Consider the following 16,498-nt stretch of genomic DNA (forward strand, 5'->3'; position numbering starts at 1 on the left):
ATCCTTAAAAAATTTGAAAAGACTTGCTGTTGTTATCCTGAATTGGAACGGAAAATCGTGGTTGGAGAAATTTCTACCCACTGTGGTAGAGCATTCTAAAAACTCCGACATCTACATCATAGACAATGCTTCTACGGATGACAGTTTGGATTTCATCAAACAAAATTATCCTGAAATAAAGATCATCGTAAACAACAAAAACTACGGATTTGCAGGAGGCTACAACGAAGGTTTAAAGAAAATAAATAACGAGTTTTATTGCTTGCTCAACTCAGATGTAGAAGTTACGGAAAATTGGATTGATCCTGTTATCGCTCTTTTCGACAAAGACCAAAACATCGCTGCTGTACAGCCAAAAATAAAATCGTATCACAATAGAGACCATTTCGAATTTGCAGGAGCTGCCGGAGGATTAATCGACAATTTGGGATATCCCTACTGTCGCGGTCGTGTTTTTGACCACTTGGAAAAAGACCTTGGGCAATTTGATGACGAAACGGAAATCTTCTGGGCCTCAGGTTGTGCTTTATTCATACGGTCTAAAGATTTTTGGGATCAAAAAGGATTTGACGCCCGCTTTTTTGCCCATCAAGAAGAAATTGATCTTTGTTGGAGACTTATCAATTCGGGGAGAAAAATTTTTTATACTTACAAATCTGAGGTTTACCATGTAGGCGGTGGGACGCTTAACAAACAATCACCACAAAAAACCTACCTCAACTTCAGAAACAATCTGAGCATGATGCTTAAAAACTTACCTTTCCCACAGGTGTTTTTCATCATTTTTATACGACTTTGCCTGGACGGTCTTGCAGGATTGCATTTTTGGAAGCAAATGGGATTTTCACATCTTTGGGCTGTGGTACGAGCACATTTCGCATTCTACGGCCAAGCTTTACAAACTTGGAAACTTAGGCAAAAATCACAAAAAAAGAAATTCTACAACAATAAATACTTAATTTTCAAGCATTTTTTAAAATAAAAACCAAATGATTAATTTTTGTGCAATAGATTTTGAAACGGCTACCCATGAAAGAAATTCGGCTTGTGAAATCGGAATTTCTTTGGTGGAAAATGGAAGCATTGTATTGTCGAAATCTTGGTTAATAAAACCACCCAGTTTCCCCTACTTCAACCGACACAACATTGCAGTACACGGAATATCTCCGGACGATGTGGAAAATTCAGAAACCTTTGAAGGCATTTGGGCAGAAGTACAAAATCTTATTGGCAACCACATGCTGATCGCACACAATGCGAGTTTTGATGCCGGTGTACTTCGAGCTTGTCTGGATTATTACAACATTCCTAAGCCCAGCATCAATTATCTTTGTTCTTTACAAATTGCAAAAAAATCTTGGCTTGGACTCAAGAGTTATGGTTTGGGCAACCTTGCACAAGTTCATCAAATTGACTTCAAACATCACAGAGCAGGCGATGATGCCGAAGTTTGTGCTAAAATTTCTCTATTGGGCTTTCAGCAAATGTTGCTTAGAAACAATGAAGACATCCACTCGTGTTTTAAAAACAACATTAAAATTTTGTAATTAATTTACTTGTTTATTTACAAAAAAATATTAATTTTGCCGACTGTTATCCAACCTCTGACGAAAGCCGTGAATGTTGTTTGACTTTAACATTTTATATTATATAAAAATGGATTTATTAAAGTATGTACAAGATAAGTACATTGCGAAAAAAGAATTCCCTGCATTCAAAGCAGGAGACACAATTACTGTGTATTACGAAATTAAAGAAGGTAACAAAACAAGAACTCAGTTCTTCAAAGGAACTGTAATCCAGTTGAGAGGTACCGGAGCTACTAAAACTTTTACCATCAGAAAAATGAGTGGTGATGTTGGTGTAGAAAGAGTATTCCCGATCAACCTACCTGCTTTACAAAAAATTGAAGTGGACAGAAGAGGTAAAGTTAGAAGAGCAAGAATCTACTACTTTAGAGCTCTTAGAGGTAAGAAAGCTAGAATTAAGGATGTTCCTTACAAAAAGTAATCTTTCCCCAGAAGAAAAAATGGACCGTCAAATTTTTGACGGTTTTTTTTATGCTTCAAATAAAAAGTTAAACAATATTTAATTTAGGGTGATTTTCCTCTTTTGCGAAGATTAAAAAGCTTATACATTTGACACATACTTTCTATTTTCTTCAAAACACAAGATGATGACTAATAAAGCCGGTAAATAAATGCCGGCTTTATTTTTTTATTACTGTTGCTCCTATTAAATTGCTACGGGCGCTTTAATTCCTGGATGTGGATTGTAATTTTCCAAAGTAAAATCATCATAATCAAAATCAAAAATGGATTTAATATTTGGATTCAATTTCATGGTTGGCAACTCTCTCGTTTCTCTAGAAAGTTGTCTTTTTACTTGTTCGAAATGATTGTTATATATATGAACATCGCCGAAGGAATGTACAAAATCTCCCAATTCTAGTCCACAAACTTGTGCCACCATCATTTGTAACAATGCATAGCTTGCAATGTTAAACGGGACACCAAGAAATACATCTGCAGATCTTTGGTAAAGCTGCAAAGACAATTTACCATCGTTCACATAAAACTGAAAAAAGGCATGACAAGGTGCCAGCGCCATTTTGGGCAACTCAGCAACATTCCAAGCAGAGACGATCAATCTTCTGGAGTCCGGATTTTTTTTAATTTGGTCGATAACTTCAGTAATCTGATCCACAACTTTTCCATCTGCACCCAACCAACTTCTCCATTGCGCACCATAAACCGGTCCCAAATCTCCGTTTTCATCAGCCCATTCGTCCCAAATACTCACTCCATGATCTTTCAGATATTGGATATTGGTATCACCTTTCAAAAACCATAACAATTCGTAAATTATCGATTTAAGATGCACTTTTTTGGTCGTTACCAACGGAAAACCTTTGGACAAATCATAACGAAGCTGATACCCAAAAACACTTCTAGTACCAGTACCCGTTCTGTCCGTTTTGTCGGAACCGTTGTCCAAAATATGTTGTAATAAATCAAGATAATTCTGCATGGCTTTTTTTTAAGATGAAAAAATTAAAGATTCTAAAATTAATAAAATTTTGAAACTAAAATTAAGAGCTCGTTTAAAATTTTACCGAAATTATAATTCGGCTATTTCTAATCTTTCTTATCTGCCTTTTTGTATAGATATAAAATTTAAACAGGTTCTTAATTTTTGTATTCACTGATAAAATGAAGCTTCACATTTGGGAATTTTTCCTGAGTCATGTGAATGGTAAAAGAAGAATCGGCCAAGAAAACCAATTGGTTGTACTTATCTCTAGCTAAAAATCTTTGTTTCAATCGAGCAAATTCTCGGAATTCTTCAGATCTCTCATCGGCTTCTACCCAACACGCTTTGTGCATTGAAAGGGTTTCGTAGCTGCATTTAGCGCCGTATTCGTGTTCCAATCGGTATTGGATTACTTCGTACTGCAAAGCTCCTACGGTACCAATAATTTTTCTACCGTTCATTTCTAAAGTAAACAGCTGTGCGACTCCTTCGTCCATCAACTGGTCGATTCCTTTTGCCAATTGCTTCGCTTTCAAAGGATCGGTATTGTTAATGTAACGGAAATGTTCCGGTGAGAAGCTCGGAATTCCTTTGAACTGAATTTTTTCTCCAGCCGTCAAAGTATCGCCAATTCTGAAATTTCCTGTATCATGAAGCCCAACGATATCTCCAGGGAAGGACTCGTCCACCACTTCTTTTTTATCTGCAAAAAATGCATTGGGCGAAGAGAATTTCATCTTCTTTCCTTCTCGTACCAAAAGGTAGTTTTCGTTCTTTTTAAAAGTTCCGGAAACAATCTTCACAAAAGCCAAACGGTCTCTGTGCTTGGGATCCATATTGGCGTGAATTTTAAATACAAAACCTGTAAAATTCTTTTCTTCTGGCTTTACAATTCTTTCTTCCGTTTCTTTAGGTTGAGGCATCGGAGCAATGTCGATAAAGGCATCCAACAATTCTCTAACTCCGAAATTATGCAATGCCGAACCGAAAAATACCGGTTGCAAATCGCCTTTCATATAATCGTCTCGGTTGAATTCTGGATAGACAGATTCCACCAATTCCAATTCGTCTCTTAGGGTTTGTGCCGCTTTTTCCCCAATCATTTCATCAACTTGGGCATCGGCAACATCAGTTATCCTAATGGATTCACCAATTTTTTGTTTTTTTTCTTCCAAGAAAAATTCAATATTTTTCTCCCATATGTTGTAGATCCCTTGGAAATCGGCTCCCATACCAATAGGTAACGAAAGAGGGCAAACGGTAAGTCCCAATTTTTGCTCCACCTCATCCAAAAGATCAAAGGCATCTTTTCCTTCCCTATCCAATTTGTTGATGAAGACCAGCATTGGGATGTTTCTCATACGACAAACCTGTACCAATTTTTCAGTTTGCTCCTCAACCCCTTTGGCAACATCAATCACCACAATAACAGAATCAACCGCTGTTAAAGTTCTGTAAGTGTCCTCAGCAAAATCCTTATGTCCAGGAGTATCTAAAATATTAATTTTATGATCCTTATACTCAAATGCCAATACCGAAGTCGCAACAGAAATCCCTCTTTGTCTTTCGATTTCCATAAAGTCGGAAGTCGCTCCTTTCTTTATTTTATTGGATTTAACTGCACCCGCTTCCTGAATTGCTCCCCCAAAAAGGAGTAATTTTTCCGTTAAGGTAGTTTTTCCGGCATCGGGGTGGGAAATAATTCCGAAGGTTTTTCTCTTGGCAATTTCTTGTAGTAAAGACATTATTTGAAATTTTGTATATAAAATTGTTTGCAAAAATCGTGATTTTTAACGAGATGTGAAAATATTGAAGCGGTTAGAATTTTGCTTTTTTTTAGTTTTTTGACTTTCAAAAAATTATCTTTGCGTATATTTTTAATTTACTCCATGATTTCAAACGAAAACACCGTCCAACATCCAAATGCAATCCCACCTTTCAAAATGGGTTGGTCAGAAATATCCGTTTTGGCGGGAGGCTTTATCTTTGGTCAAATAGCAACCGGCATCTTGGCATTAATCCTTGGAAGTGCGAGCGATGAAAATGTACTAAAATCTTCTTGGTTTATGCCCATTGCCTATCTTTTTACCATGGGTTTCCCTCTGGTTGTATTCTATTTCACTTTATTAAAACCCAAAGGATTTTCCTTTCCCTTACCGTTGAAAGGTTCAAATTTTATCGTTTCTATTTTGGCTTTAGCGATGATGATCGGGATGATGTTGGTCTCGGAATTCATCGTTTCTTTGATCCCAATTTCCGGACCTTGGTTTGGTTCATGGTACGAAAGTTTCTCCGAGCAAATGGAAAGCATCTCTACATCAACCATAAGTATGGTCATGATGACGGTCGTTTTTGCACCCATTTTAGAAGAATTATTATTCCGAGGAATTATCTTGAAAGGAATGCTGAATAAGGGTGTTAATCCCAAAAATGCCATACTCATTTCGGCTCTTATATTTGGAGCCATTCACGGTTATCCTTGGCAAGCCGTAGGTGCTTTTTTCTTGGGAATTATTCTGGGGTGGATTTATGAAAGAACAGAATCTCTGCTCTTGCCCATTATGCTTCACGCATTCAACAACAGGATTGCGTCCATTATGATTTCAAATCTGAAAACAGAAAGTTTTTCCGCTGCTCTTCATACTTCAGACTTTATCATTTTAGCGATAGGTGCAGTGGTCTTATCCATTTCTGCCTATTATTTTTATCAAAAAACAAATTCGAACACTACTAATTTTCTATCAAAATAAACATGAAAAACCTTTTAGTTGCCACTCATAATCTTCATAAAAAAGAAGAAATTCAACAAATTTTAGGAAAAGATTTCTTGGTGAAAAGTCTTTCAGATTTTGACCTTCACGATGAAATTATCGAAGACGGATTAACTTTTGAAGCCAATGCCCAGATCAAAGCGCAATACTGTTTTGAGAAAACCGGAATTCCTTCTATTGGTGACGATTCTGGACTGGTAATAGAAGCCCTAGACGGAAGACCTGGTATTTTTTCAGCTCGTTATGCCGGAAATCACAATTTTGAAAAAAACATATCCAAAGTTTTGGGCGAAATGGAAAATGTGGAGAATAGAAAAGCGTATTTCATCACCGTTTTATGTCTTTTTGATGAAAACGGAGCACAATTTTTTGAAGGTACAGTTCATGGAAATATCCTGACTGAAAATAAGGGGCATCAAGGTTTTGGATACGATCCGATTTTCGTTCCGGAAGGTCATGAAATCACTTTTGCAGAAATGCAACCCGAAGAAAAAAATAAAATTAGCCACAGAAAAAAAGCTTTTGACAAATTTTTAAAAGTCATAGCTGAATAAAAAAACATTACAAATTTTGAGTACTAAACTTACAATATTGGGTTTCAATTCGGCCATTCCGACCGTTAATTCTTCGCCAACAGCACAAATTTTGGAAATGGAAGAGCGACACTTTCTGATCGATTGTGGCGAGGGAACCCAAGTACAACTGAGAAAGGCAAAAGCCAAGTTCTCCAAGATCAACAACATCTTTATCTCCCACTTGCACGGAGATCATTGTTTTGGTCTGCCGGGGCTTATTTCTTCATTTAGATTATTGGGCAGGGAAACGCCTTTGCACATTTATGGACCGAAAGGTATAAAAGAAATGTTGGAAACCATTTTCAGACTTTCAGAAACCAACAAAGGCTTTGAATTGGTGTACCATGAATTGAGCTCAAAAAACTCAGAAAAAATTTTTGAAGACCAAAGAATTGAGGTTTTTACCATTCCGCTCGATCACAGAATCTATTGCAACGGCTATCTTTTCAAGGAAAAACCAAAGGAAAGACACCTGAACATGGTAGAAATTTCAAAATATCCGGAAATTGAAACCTGCGACTACCACAACCTCAAAAGAGGAAAAGATTTTGTACTGAGCGATGGTTTTGTACTGAAAAACGAAAGCCTTACAACAGAACCCAGCCCTTCGGTTTCGTATGCTTTTTGCAGCGATACCCGATATTCAGAAAAAATAATCCCTACCATCAAAGGTGTTGATGTCTTGTACCACGAAGCCACTTTCTTACACGATCTAAAAGAAATGGCCGATTATACCGGACACTCCACAGCTTTGGAAGCCGCTACGATTGCAAAAAAAGCTGAAGTTGGCAAACTGATTTTAGGACACTTTTCCAACCGATATTTGGACACTTCCGTTTTCAAAGCTGAAGCCCAAACGGTATTTGAAAATTCAGTAGTTCCAAAAATTTTAGAGGAATTCAAATTTTAATTTGATGAAATTAGAAGAACTAAAAATTTTCTTAGACGAAAAAGAAAATCTTTACAACCGTCCCGATTTTATCGAAAACGATCCAATACAAATTCCGCATCTTTTCACAGAAAAACAAGATATAGAAATTGCAGGATTTCTTGCATCCATCATCGCTTGGGGCAATAGAAAATCCATCATCAACGACGCACATAAAATGTTGAATTTCATGGGAAACTCGCCCTATGATTTTGTAATGAATTTCACCAAAAAAGATTTGAAAAACCTGTCGGACAAAGCCATTCACCGGACTTTTTCAGCCGAAGACTTCCAATCGTTTCTGTGGAATTTGAAAAGAATTTATCAAGAAAACAACAGCTTGGAAACTTTGTTTCTGTTAAATGATAACGAAAGCAATTGCTACCACAGCATCGAAAGGTTTAGAGTCTCATTTTTAGGTGACAATCTTTTGCATCGATCCCAAAAACACATTGCATCACCGTATAAAAATTCATCTGCAAAAAGGCTGATGATGTTCCTGAGGTGGATGGTAAGGCAAGACAAAAAAGGAGTTGATTTTGGTATTTGGAAAAGCATTTCGCCATCGGTTCTATCCATCCCACTCGATGTGCACACCGGAAACATCTCCCGAAGACTAAACCTAGTCCATAGAAAACAAAACGACTGGAAAACCGTGGAAGAACTGGACAAAACTCTAAGAATCCTTGATCCAAAAGATCCTGCAAAATACGATTTTGCCTTATTTGGTTTGGGAGTTACTGGGGAATTATAACTCAGTCTGTTAGAGTAAGTTCCATTGCGATATTTTTAATTTTAGCATCTATGTATTTAAATTTTGAAAAAGAATTTTTACTCTTTTGATAAAAAGTTGTATTCGGAATTTTGCTATTTATTAAGCCTATTTCAGGCATTATATACTTTTGTAATTTTTTATTATCCTTATATACAAATAGTCTCTCTATAGTATTTTCATCTAACCTAAGCCATTCAAAATTTATAAATATTCCGTGTTCAGGCATTCGGAGATTAAGATGTGATAGATCAACTTCAGTTTTATGTTTTCCTTTTTTTGCAACACCTATAATATTTTCATGAGATAATTCGTCTTTTGGGTCACCATTTTCATCAACTGAAAACAAACGAATATTAAATTTTACATTTGAAACTTCACTTTTTGTTAATATTCTTAAACTCTTCAAAAACTTTAATGGATAGGATTTGCTTTCAAAATATTTTCCAATCCCACCTATTATTTTTAATTCACCATTACATACAAAATATGAATTTATTTTAATTTTTCTAAATTCATCAATCACAATGTAATTTTTATTTTTTCGTTTTCCAAGAACTACTTCTTCAATTAATTTTTCTTTAGGTTGAAGCTTAATAATTGTGTTTTGTTTTGGTAGATCTATTGTTTTAAGTTCATAACCTGCAGCATTAATTAATACTTTAGAATCATTTTCAAAAGAAAACACTCCAAATTCATCAGAAGAAGCTCCAAACTGTGTATTAATTTGCTGAATATTTGCATAAACTATAGGTTTTTGATCAATAGAATCCACCAGTTTATACTGCTTTTTTTGTCCAAAAAAAAGACATGAAATAAACATAAAAATTAAAAGAAAATTCTTTCTCATCATCCTAAAACTAACATTCCGGTACATTTACCGAAATGGCCAAGCCACCTTCGGAGGTTTCTTTGAAGCGTTCGCTCATGGATTGTGCCGTATCCCACATGGATTGTATCACGGCGTCTAAACTTACCTTTGCACTTTCCGGATCGCTGTCTAGAGCAATTTGTGCTGCTGTAATGGCTTTTATGGCTCCCATGGAATTTCTTTCTATACACGGGATTTGTACCAAACCTCCAATCGGGTCACAAGTGAGTCCCAAATGGTGTTCCATAGCGATTTCTGCAGCCATCAAGACCTGACCTGGAGTTCCTCCCAAAATTTCGGTTAACCCCGCTGCTGCCATTGCAGAAGAAACACCTATTTCTGCTTGGCAACCGCCCATTGCTGCGGAAATGGTTGCATTTTTCTTGAAAAGAGTACCAATCTCTCCTGCAACTAAAAGAAAGCGGATAATATTATCATCGCCTTTACCTTCTGTAAAAAGTTGAGAATACATCAATACCGCAGGGATAACTCCACTAGCACCGTTGGTAGGAGCAGTAATGATCCTTCCAAAGCTTGCATTTTCTTCGTTCACCGCCAAAGCAAAACACGATACCCAACGCGAAATTTGAGTAAAACTTCTGTCCGTATCGGCAATCATGGTGTACCATTCGTCGAGGTTTTTATAGATTTTTTCGCCCAACAATCTACGGTTAAACTCAGGAGCTCTTCTTTTCACTTTCAATCCACCCGGCAATATTCCTTCTTTGTTCACGCCTTTGTAGATGCATTCTTTGATGTGTTTCCAGATGTACAATGCTTGATTCTCGGTCTCTTCACGAGTTCTCCAACTTTCTTCATTCAGAAATATAAGATCTGAAATTTTGGACAGACCTAACTTTTCTACATTTCTTTTGATATCTTCGCCATGATGACAAGGGTACAGAGTACGCACACAATTGCTTTCTATGGAATTTTCTTCTTTGGTAGCTACAAAACCACCACCCACGGAATAATAATCTTGAGAGATTTCATCACCGTTTTCGAAAATGGCTTTGAAGATCATTCCGTTGGGATGAAAATCTAGGGATTTGGATTTATTAAGAATTAAATGATGTCCGTAGATGAAGGGTATTTTTTTGACACCGCCAAGATTCATGATTTGTGAAGATTTTATTTCTTCGACTTTTACATCAATTTTTGTGGTATCTATGGTGATGAAGTTTTCACCTGAAAGTCCTAGCATCCCAGCAATATCGGTACCGTGACCGATGCCTGTCTTTGCCAATGAGCCAAAAAACTCTACAAAAACTTCCTTAACATCTTCAATTTTATGAGTTCTCTGGATGAGTTCTAAAAAAAGTTGTGCAGCATTCCAAGGTCCCATGGTATGTGAACTGGATGGGCCGATGCCTACTTTTATAATTTCAAAAACACTTATCGATTGCATAGTACAAAAATAGCGAAAAAGTCTTTCATTTTCGTTATAAAAACAATAAGAACCTGTGATATTTTTGCTATCCCAAAAACTGCTGCTTCATAGCTAAAAATCTTTTCCTGATCTTCTAGCCCGGATGGAAGCGGCATCCTTTTGTATGCCTTGGGAAAAGCCTTGGCACAAAAGATACAGCGTACAGCCGGACCGGGATTGAAAGCATCTTAAATGGTGAAGCTGCTAATCCAAAATTTGTTGTAAAATTTCGGAAACCTCTTTGGCTTTGGTGAGCGGGAAAAGATGGGTACCGCCTTTGATAACAAAGTCGGGTTTGGAATTTTTGATGGGGAAAACGATGTCTTTGTCACCCAATATCTGAATAATTTCGGCATTGGATTGGTGTTTCCATTCTGCAATTTTTTCGATGGACCATTTGAGGTAATAGGCATTTCGGACTGTAAAATAGTCTAAAACTTTAGGGTTTTTGGAGTCGAAGAGTTTGCGTAAAAAAGAATATGCTGTGATGTTTTTTTCGTTGAAAAATCGTTCGGGCAGCAACTTAGGAATTTTGGTTATCTTACCTAAATTAATGAATTTTGACTTCTCCAAATCCGATTTTATAGAACCCAAGATGATGACTTTTTCAGCTGGAAAAATTTGGTTAATTTCCTGTACCATAATCCCGCCAAAGGAATATCCCAAAAGTACAAAAGGCTTGGAAGTATCGATTTTCGCAGCCATTCTGTTGACATAGCTGTGGAAATCTTCTTTTTTTTCAGGGATCAGCCAGTCCAGAAAAACCACTTCGTATCTTGATGGAAATTGCAATTTTTCCAGAACTTTGTAATCGGCTCCCAAACCGCTGATCGTATAAAGTTTCATATTTTTTTTTGAAAAAAAAAGAGCAACCAAACAGCTGCTCTTGAGTTATATAAATTATTTGGTGGCTAATTTGACCTGGATTTCCATTTCGTCTTTGATGACATAGTCTTTGATTCCTGGTTTGTAGAAGACATTGAACTCGTGCCTGTTGATGGTAATTTTTGCCGTTTCCATGCTTACAGAATACCCGTTGATGTTGACATTTGCAGGGAAAGAAATGGTTTTTCTTTTGCCTTTTATGGTTACTTCGCCAATGACAAGAGAGTTGAAACCGTCGTTTTTATCGTTTGGCAACACTTTGGAAATATGGAAAAGTGCTAATGGATGTTTTTTAACATCGAAAAAGTTAGAGCTTTTTAGATCTTTAGTCCATTTTTCTTTGTCGGCACCTGCGGCATTGTCAATGGTTAATGAACGCATATCGATGATAAAATCGGCATCGATCAGTTTTCCGTCTTTGAAGTTGAACTTACCATTTTTCAATTTTAATTGTCCGTTGTGGCTAAAAGGTTCGCTTCTGATGATTTTGTAGCCCCACCAATTAACGGATGAACTGATTACTTTAGAGGATTTTTCGCCTACCAACTGAACGGTTTTCATTTGTGATGTTGCGAAGAAAAACCCAACAAACATGAAAACTAAAAGAGAAAATTTTTTCATTCTTAAAAATTATTTAAACATTGACCAAAAATATAAAAAGAAAATGAAAAAGCACAAGTTTTTTTGAGATGTTTTATTACTTGGCCATGAATTTCACCGTCATCTCCACTTCATTTTTCAGAATCATATCTTCGAAGATGTTGTAATTCAGGTCATAATCTTTTCTATTGAAAGTAAATAATGCCGATTGAACGGTGGTTTTATTTCCATCATTACTAACAAAAACAGGAAAAGAAATGGGTTTGGACACATTTCGGATGGTTAGATTTCCGGAAAAAATGTAGTTGTATTTTTTATCGTTATTGGGCTTTACTGTAGTTAATTTGAAAAAAGCGGTTGGAAAATTCTTCACATCAAAAAAATCGTCGCTTTTCAAATGATTTTCCAGCATGAGTTTCATTTTTTTATTTCCTTTCATATCATCGGCCAAAATGGTGGACAGATCGATGATGAAATTACCGCCTACAATTTCGTTATTGCTGTTGGTTACGATATTTCCAGCTTTTAGTTTTACAGTCCCCCAATGCGACATGGCATCAGCATTTAGGGCTTTATATGCTTTCCAAGTGATGGTTGAGTTTTGAATTTTCTTGTTCGCCTGTCCAAAAGCCAAACCGGAGACCAGCAAAAGTGCTGCTGTTAAATTTTTAAATGAATGCATGAGATTTAAACTTTTTTTTCTGATTAATCTTCAGAAAAAGCAGCAAAATAGGCTGCACCGTAAAGTGAAATTTTATGATTGGTTACGATATGTATCGGAATTTCTTTTAATAAATTTTCCATTTTATCGCTAATTTTAAATTTATCATAAAAACTTTGCCAACTGATGTGCTTTTTCAATAATATAGGCAGTTCACCTGCCAATACCAAACCTCCTGTAGCTTTCAATTTCAGTGCCAAACTGTTGGCTTCTCTGGCCAAAAATTCCAAATAAGTTTCTATGGTAACTTGGCAAATTGACACTTTCTCTTCTACTGCTGCGGAATACAATTGTTGACTAAAATCGCCCTGACAAAGGTAATCGTTTAACCATTCCGGTTCTGGATGCCTTTTGACATCCCTCAGAAAGCGGTAGATGTTGTACAATCCGTGTTTTGAAAGCACATGTTCCCAGGTGACAATTCCGTAAATATGATTGAGAAACTGATAAAATTCGACTTCGACATTGGTTCTTGGCGAAAATTCGCAGTGCCCACCTTCTGTAGCAAAGGGGCGAAGGTATTTTCCATCATAAAAAAGTCCGGCTTCACCCAGTCCATTTCCAGGAGCTATAACCGCCATATTCCCTTTTGGAATGGTATTTTCTGGCTGAAAGACGGTTACCAATTGCGGATCCGATACGCCGGCCAAACCATAAGCAGCAGCTTCTAAATCGTTGATGAGACACACCCTTTCTACACCCAATTTTTCTTTCAAATCGTAGGCATCCAATTCCCAATGCAATCGTTTGGGGTTGGACTTTCCGTGCAAAACAAAACCCGGCAAAGAGGCCACAATTCTTGTGATATTTTCCAACTGATGGTTTCTAATAAAATACCCAATCATATCTTCGAAATCCGAAAAATTATGGGTATCTACAATTTCTTCTTTTTGCAAATAGACGCAACCGTCTTTGACCATAAAAAGTCCTAGAATACTGGTTTCTTCGCCTAAGTCAGCCACAAGAATGGTACTGTCATTATCCTGTCTTTTCTTCAGTCCTGGCAGGTACAATTTGAATTTGGAGTTGGCAATCATGACAAATGGTTTTCATCAAAGATAATAATAGAATTCAATAATTTAAAATATTTTTTCATTATTTTGAATTATTTACATAACAATCTTAAATTTTGTTAAAATTCACAACAAAAACCGTTTAATTCAATAAATTTCAAAATTCAACTTTTACATCTGTTCCAAAAAACATTAACTTTGTTGAATTGCAAAAAAAATCAAAAGAAACAAGGACCAATTGACCTTTAGAAACTTCAATGGAATGAAAATTCAAGATTAGGTCAAAAAATTAACAACTAAAAATGAAGAAAATAATCGTATCCGCAGTACTTCTAGCAGCTGTATTGCCATTCAATCTTATCCAAGCTCAAACGGCTACCTCTGGCAGAACTCCCATTTACAGAGCTACTCACAACAAAATGACCGAGTTAAAACACACCAAACTAAAGGTCAGCTTCGATTATCAAAAAGAACAAGTTAATGGGGAAGAATGGTTGACAGCGAGTCCCTACTTCTACCCTACAGACTCTTTGGTACTGAATGCCAAAGGCATGTTGATCCATGAAATTTCTTTGGATAAAAAACCATTGAAATACGATTATAAAAACGATATCCTTAAAATAAATCTGGATAAAACTTATCAGAAAAATCAAGACTACACCGTCTATATCAAATACACAGCAAGACCCAATGAGGTAAAACAAAAAGGGTCTGCAGCCATCAACGATGCCAAAGGTTTGTACTTTATCAACGCTCAAGGAAAAGATTCAAACAAAGCAACACAAATCTGGACCCAAGGAGAGACCGAATCGTCTTCGGCATGGTTCCCTACCATTGACAAAACCAACCAAAAAACCACTCAGGAAATTTACATGACGGTTCCTGACAAATACATCACCCTTTCCAACGGGATCCTTAAAGAGCAAAAGAAAGAATCTGGCGGATTGAGAACCGACCATTGGGTGATGGACAAAAAGCATTCTCCGTACTTATTTTTCATGGGTGTTGGCGACTATGCAGTGATTAAGGACAAATGGAGAAATATCGCTGTAGATTATTATGTAGAAAAAGAATACGAACCGTATGCACAACAAATTTTCGGAAATACTCCGGAAATGATGGAATTTTTCTCTAAAAAATTAAATTATGATTATCCTTGGCAAAAATACGCTCAAATAACCGGTCAAGACTACATTTCTGGTGCTATGGAAAACACGACCTGCACCCTGCACGGATCTTCGGCACAGCAAAAACCGGGTCAATTAATCGATGAAAACAAATGGGAAAACACCATCGCCCACGAGTTATTCCATCATTGGTTTGGAGATTTGGTTACCGCTGAAAGCTGGAGCAACCTGACTGTAAATGAATCTTTCGCCAACTACTCCGAATATTTGTGGAACGAATACAAATACGGAAAAGATGCCGCCGATTATCATTTGATGAGCGATGTTGGAATGTACCTGCACAATCCACGAGATTTCAAAAAAGATTTGGTACGATTCGATTACGAATCTCGTGAAGATGTTTTCGATTTGGTGACCTACCAAAAAGGAGGCGGAATCTTGCACATGCTTAGAAATTACTTGGGCGACGATGCTTTTTTCGCGGGCATTACTGACTTCTTGAAAACCAACGAATATCAAAATGCAGAAGCGCATCAGTTGAGGCTGTCGTTCGAAAAAGTTTCAGGAAAAGATCTCAACTGGTTTTTCAACCAATGGTATTTTGGCAGTGGAAATCCTAAAATCTCGTACAGTTACACCTTTGAACCTGTAAAAAAAGAAACCACACTGACCATTACCCAAAACCAAGATCAGTATTTTGAATTCCCACTAACCGTAGATGTTTTTGTTGATGGAAAAGCCCAAAGACAAAAAATTTGGGTAGATGCCAAACAAAAAAATTCGTTTAACTTTTCCAACACCAAAACTCCGGAGCTCATCAATCTAAACCCCGACGGGATCTTAGTTGCCGACATCAATGACGACAAAACAAATGCACAATATCTCAGTCAATATTTAGGTACCAAAGATTTTTACGGACGATACCAAGCGGTTAAGAAGGTGGCTGAAAACACAAGCAAAGACGAAGCCTCTATAAAGCTACTAACGGCAGCTTTGAAAGATCCTTTTTTCAGAACAAAAATTAAGGCATTGAACGGTTTGGATCTCACACAAAATGCTTCAAAAAACACCATTGCCGAAGTGGAAAAATTAGCCACCAACGATGCAAAAACTTTGGTACAAGCTGCTGCAATTTCATCTTTGGTCAAAACAAAAAATCCAAAATATTTAGGCATTTACGAGAAAGGATCAACCACCGTTTCCAATGCTGTAAAAAGTGCATCACTTAGTGGTTTGGCTAGTTTGAATTCGGATAAAATAAAAGAAATACTGTCCAACATCGACCTTGAAGGCTCCAATGAAGAGGAATTGACCAATCTTTTACCCCTAATTGTTAAAAACAAAATTGAAAAGCAAATGCCTGCCATTGGACAGGTGGTTGCCTTTTATCCGTTCTTGAAATTTCAAGATATCGAATTAGGAAAAACTGCTGAAGAAGGCTTTAACTGGATCATGTCCTCCGACAATATAAAAGCTACTGAAAGCATCACCAAGCTTTTGATAATGGCAAAATCCCAAATGCCGGATAACCCTCAGGTAAAAATGATGCTATCGCAAATGTTAAAAGACGGTTTGGCTAAAAAAATGACGGTTTTGAAAGCCAACCCCAACAGTCCGACCATCAACCAACAAATTGATGCCATTAACAAAGCGATAGAAGCTTACAAATAAGTCGTACTTATTTGCCAAAGCTATTGGCGAATGGTTTTAAAATCCTTATCATCAAATTTTGATAAGGATTTTTTTATGGATTTTAAACCCTAAAAGTCATCG

16 protein-coding genes are annotated in these 16,498 nt (G+C 36.7%); 8 read left to right on the plus strand and 8 right to left on the minus strand.

What is annotated here, in order from left to right; translation table 11 throughout:
• The first annotated feature begins 13 nt into the window (after positions 1-13).
• The 3 genes from H9Q20_RS02220 to rplS all read left to right on the plus strand — a co-directional run bounded on the left by H9Q20_RS02220 (position 14) and on the right by rplS (position 2,010).
• Positions 14-982, plus strand: coding sequence for a glycosyltransferase family 2 protein (locus tag H9Q20_RS02220; RefSeq protein WP_187478193.1), 969 nt, complete (start codon positions 14-16; stop codon positions 980-982).
• Positions 983-989: 7 nt separating this feature from the next.
• The gene (locus H9Q20_RS02225) at positions 990-1,547 is read left to right on the plus strand and encodes a 3'-5' exonuclease (RefSeq protein ID WP_241154762.1); all 558 of its coding nucleotides are present in this window, start codon (positions 990-992) and stop codon (positions 1,545-1,547) included.
• Between the two features lie 109 nt (positions 1,548-1,656).
• Positions 1,657-2,010 (plus strand): 50S ribosomal protein L19, encoded by a 354-nt coding sequence (rplS, locus tag H9Q20_RS02230; protein WP_124642229.1) that lies wholly within the window; start codon positions 1,657-1,659, stop codon positions 2,008-2,010.
• Between the two features lie 225 nt (positions 2,011-2,235).
• Here rplS and H9Q20_RS02235 read toward each other — a convergent pair whose 3' ends face one another.
• Both H9Q20_RS02235 and H9Q20_RS02240 read right to left on the minus strand, forming a co-directional pair.
• Positions 2,236-3,030 (minus strand): thymidylate synthase, encoded by a 795-nt coding sequence (locus tag H9Q20_RS02235; RefSeq protein ID WP_187478194.1) that lies wholly within the window; start codon positions 3,028-3,030, stop codon positions 2,236-2,238.
• 158 nt (positions 3,031-3,188) lie between these two features.
• The gene (locus H9Q20_RS02240) at positions 3,189-4,778 is read right to left on the minus strand and encodes a peptide chain release factor 3 (RefSeq protein ID WP_124642224.1); all 1,590 of its coding nucleotides are present in this window, start codon (positions 4,776-4,778) and stop codon (positions 3,189-3,191) included.
• A gap of 144 nt (positions 4,779-4,922) precedes the next feature.
• On the opposite strand from H9Q20_RS02240, the gene H9Q20_RS02245 reads away from it, so the two are divergent.
• Genes H9Q20_RS02245 through H9Q20_RS02260 form a run of 4 tightly spaced genes read left to right on the plus strand, consistent with a single transcriptional unit; the run spans position 4,923 to position 8,061 of the window.
• A complete protein-coding gene (locus H9Q20_RS02245) occupies positions 4,923-5,783 on the plus strand; it encodes a CPBP family intramembrane glutamic endopeptidase (protein ID WP_187478195.1) in 861 nt (286 codons plus the stop codon).
• 2 nt (positions 5,784-5,785) lie between these two features.
• Positions 5,786-6,358 carry an RdgB/HAM1 family non-canonical purine NTP pyrophosphatase gene (rdgB, locus tag H9Q20_RS02250; protein ID WP_187478196.1) on the plus strand — a complete coding sequence of 191 codons (573 nt, stop codon included), beginning with the start codon at positions 5,786-5,788 and terminating at the stop codon, positions 6,356-6,358.
• A gap of 16 nt (positions 6,359-6,374) precedes the next feature.
• A complete protein-coding gene (locus tag H9Q20_RS02255) occupies positions 6,375-7,289 on the plus strand; it encodes a ribonuclease Z (RefSeq protein ID WP_124642218.1) in 915 nt (304 codons plus the stop codon).
• Between the two features lie 4 nt (positions 7,290-7,293).
• Complete coding sequence (locus H9Q20_RS02260) at positions 7,294-8,061, plus strand: TIGR02757 family protein (RefSeq protein ID WP_124642216.1); 768 nt, start codon at positions 7,294-7,296, stop codon at positions 8,059-8,061.
• 1 nt (position 8,062) lies between these two features.
• On the opposite strand, the gene H9Q20_RS02265 is transcribed toward H9Q20_RS02260, so the two are convergent.
• The 6 genes from H9Q20_RS02265 to H9Q20_RS02290 all read right to left on the minus strand — a co-directional run bounded on the left by H9Q20_RS02265 (position 8,063) and on the right by H9Q20_RS02290 (position 13,622).
• Positions 8,063-8,854, minus strand: a complete 792-nt coding sequence (locus H9Q20_RS02265) for a hypothetical protein (RefSeq protein ID WP_187478197.1) — start codon at positions 8,852-8,854, stop codon at positions 8,063-8,065.
• 85 nt (positions 8,855-8,939) lie between these two features.
• The gene (locus H9Q20_RS02270) at positions 8,940-10,358 is read right to left on the minus strand and encodes an L-serine ammonia-lyase (protein ID WP_124642214.1); all 1,419 of its coding nucleotides are present in this window, start codon (positions 10,356-10,358) and stop codon (positions 8,940-8,942) included.
• A gap of 225 nt (positions 10,359-10,583) precedes the next feature.
• Positions 10,584-11,225, minus strand: a complete 642-nt coding sequence (locus tag H9Q20_RS02275; protein ID WP_187478198.1) for an alpha/beta hydrolase — start codon at positions 11,223-11,225, stop codon at positions 10,584-10,586.
• Positions 11,226-11,279: 54 nt separating this feature from the next.
• Positions 11,280-11,885 (minus strand): YceI family protein, encoded by a 606-nt coding sequence (locus tag H9Q20_RS02280; protein ID WP_187478199.1) that lies wholly within the window; start codon positions 11,883-11,885, stop codon positions 11,280-11,282.
• Between the two features lie 76 nt (positions 11,886-11,961).
• Positions 11,962-12,546, minus strand: coding sequence for a YceI family protein (locus H9Q20_RS02285; RefSeq protein ID WP_187478200.1), 585 nt, complete (start codon positions 12,544-12,546; stop codon positions 11,962-11,964).
• Between the two features lie 23 nt (positions 12,547-12,569).
• Positions 12,570-13,622 carry a glucokinase gene (locus H9Q20_RS02290; RefSeq protein ID WP_124642206.1) on the minus strand — a complete coding sequence of 351 codons (1,053 nt, stop codon included), beginning with the start codon at positions 13,620-13,622 and terminating at the stop codon, positions 12,570-12,572.
• Between the two features lie 278 nt (positions 13,623-13,900).
• Between H9Q20_RS02290 and H9Q20_RS02295 the strand changes: the two genes are divergently transcribed.
• A complete protein-coding gene (locus H9Q20_RS02295) occupies positions 13,901-16,396 on the plus strand; it encodes a M1 family metallopeptidase (RefSeq protein WP_187478201.1) in 2,496 nt (831 codons plus the stop codon).
• The last annotated feature ends 102 nt before the right edge of the window (positions 16,397-16,498 follow it).

The sequence above is a fragment of the Amniculibacterium sp. G2-70 genome (genome assembly GCF_014353055.1).
Lineage (GTDB): Bacteria > Bacteroidota > Bacteroidia > Flavobacteriales > Weeksellaceae > Amniculibacterium > Amniculibacterium aquaticum.

Coding starts and splice junctions, on each gene's coding strand:
- H9Q20_RS02225 (WP_241154762.1), top strand. CDS start 990: ATGATTAATTTTTGTGCAATAGATTTTGAAACGGCTACCCATGAAAGA.
- rplS (WP_124642229.1), top strand. CDS start 1,657: ATGGATTTATTAAAGTATGTACAAGATAAGTACATTGCGAAAAAAGAA.
- H9Q20_RS02235 (WP_187478194.1), bottom strand. CDS start 3,030: ATGCAGAATTATCTTGATTTATTACAACATATTTTGGACAACGGTTCC.
- H9Q20_RS02240 (WP_124642224.1), bottom strand. CDS start 4,778: ATGTCTTTACTACAAGAAATTGCCAAGAGAAAAACCTTCGGAATTATT.
- H9Q20_RS02245 (WP_187478195.1), top strand. CDS start 4,923: ATGATTTCAAACGAAAACACCGTCCAACATCCAAATGCAATCCCACCT.
- rdgB (WP_187478196.1), top strand. CDS start 5,786: ATGAAAAACCTTTTAGTTGCCACTCATAATCTTCATAAAAAAGAAGAA.
- H9Q20_RS02260 (WP_124642216.1), top strand. CDS start 7,294: ATGAAATTAGAAGAACTAAAAATTTTCTTAGACGAAAAAGAAAATCTT.
- H9Q20_RS02270 (WP_124642214.1), bottom strand. CDS start 10,358: ATGCAATCGATAAGTGTTTTTGAAATTATAAAAGTAGGCATCGGCCCA.
- H9Q20_RS02275 (WP_187478198.1), bottom strand. CDS start 11,225: ATGAAACTTTATACGATCAGCGGTTTGGGAGCCGATTACAAAGTTCTG.
- H9Q20_RS02280 (WP_187478199.1), bottom strand. CDS start 11,885: ATGAAAAAATTTTCTCTTTTAGTTTTCATGTTTGTTGGGTTTTTCTTC.
- H9Q20_RS02285 (WP_187478200.1), bottom strand. CDS start 12,546: ATGCATTCATTTAAAAATTTAACAGCAGCACTTTTGCTGGTCTCCGGT.
- H9Q20_RS02290 (WP_124642206.1), bottom strand. CDS start 13,622: ATGATTGCCAACTCCAAATTCAAATTGTACCTGCCAGGACTGAAGAAA.
- H9Q20_RS02295 (WP_187478201.1), top strand. CDS start 13,901: ATGAAGAAAATAATCGTATCCGCAGTACTTCTAGCAGCTGTATTGCCA.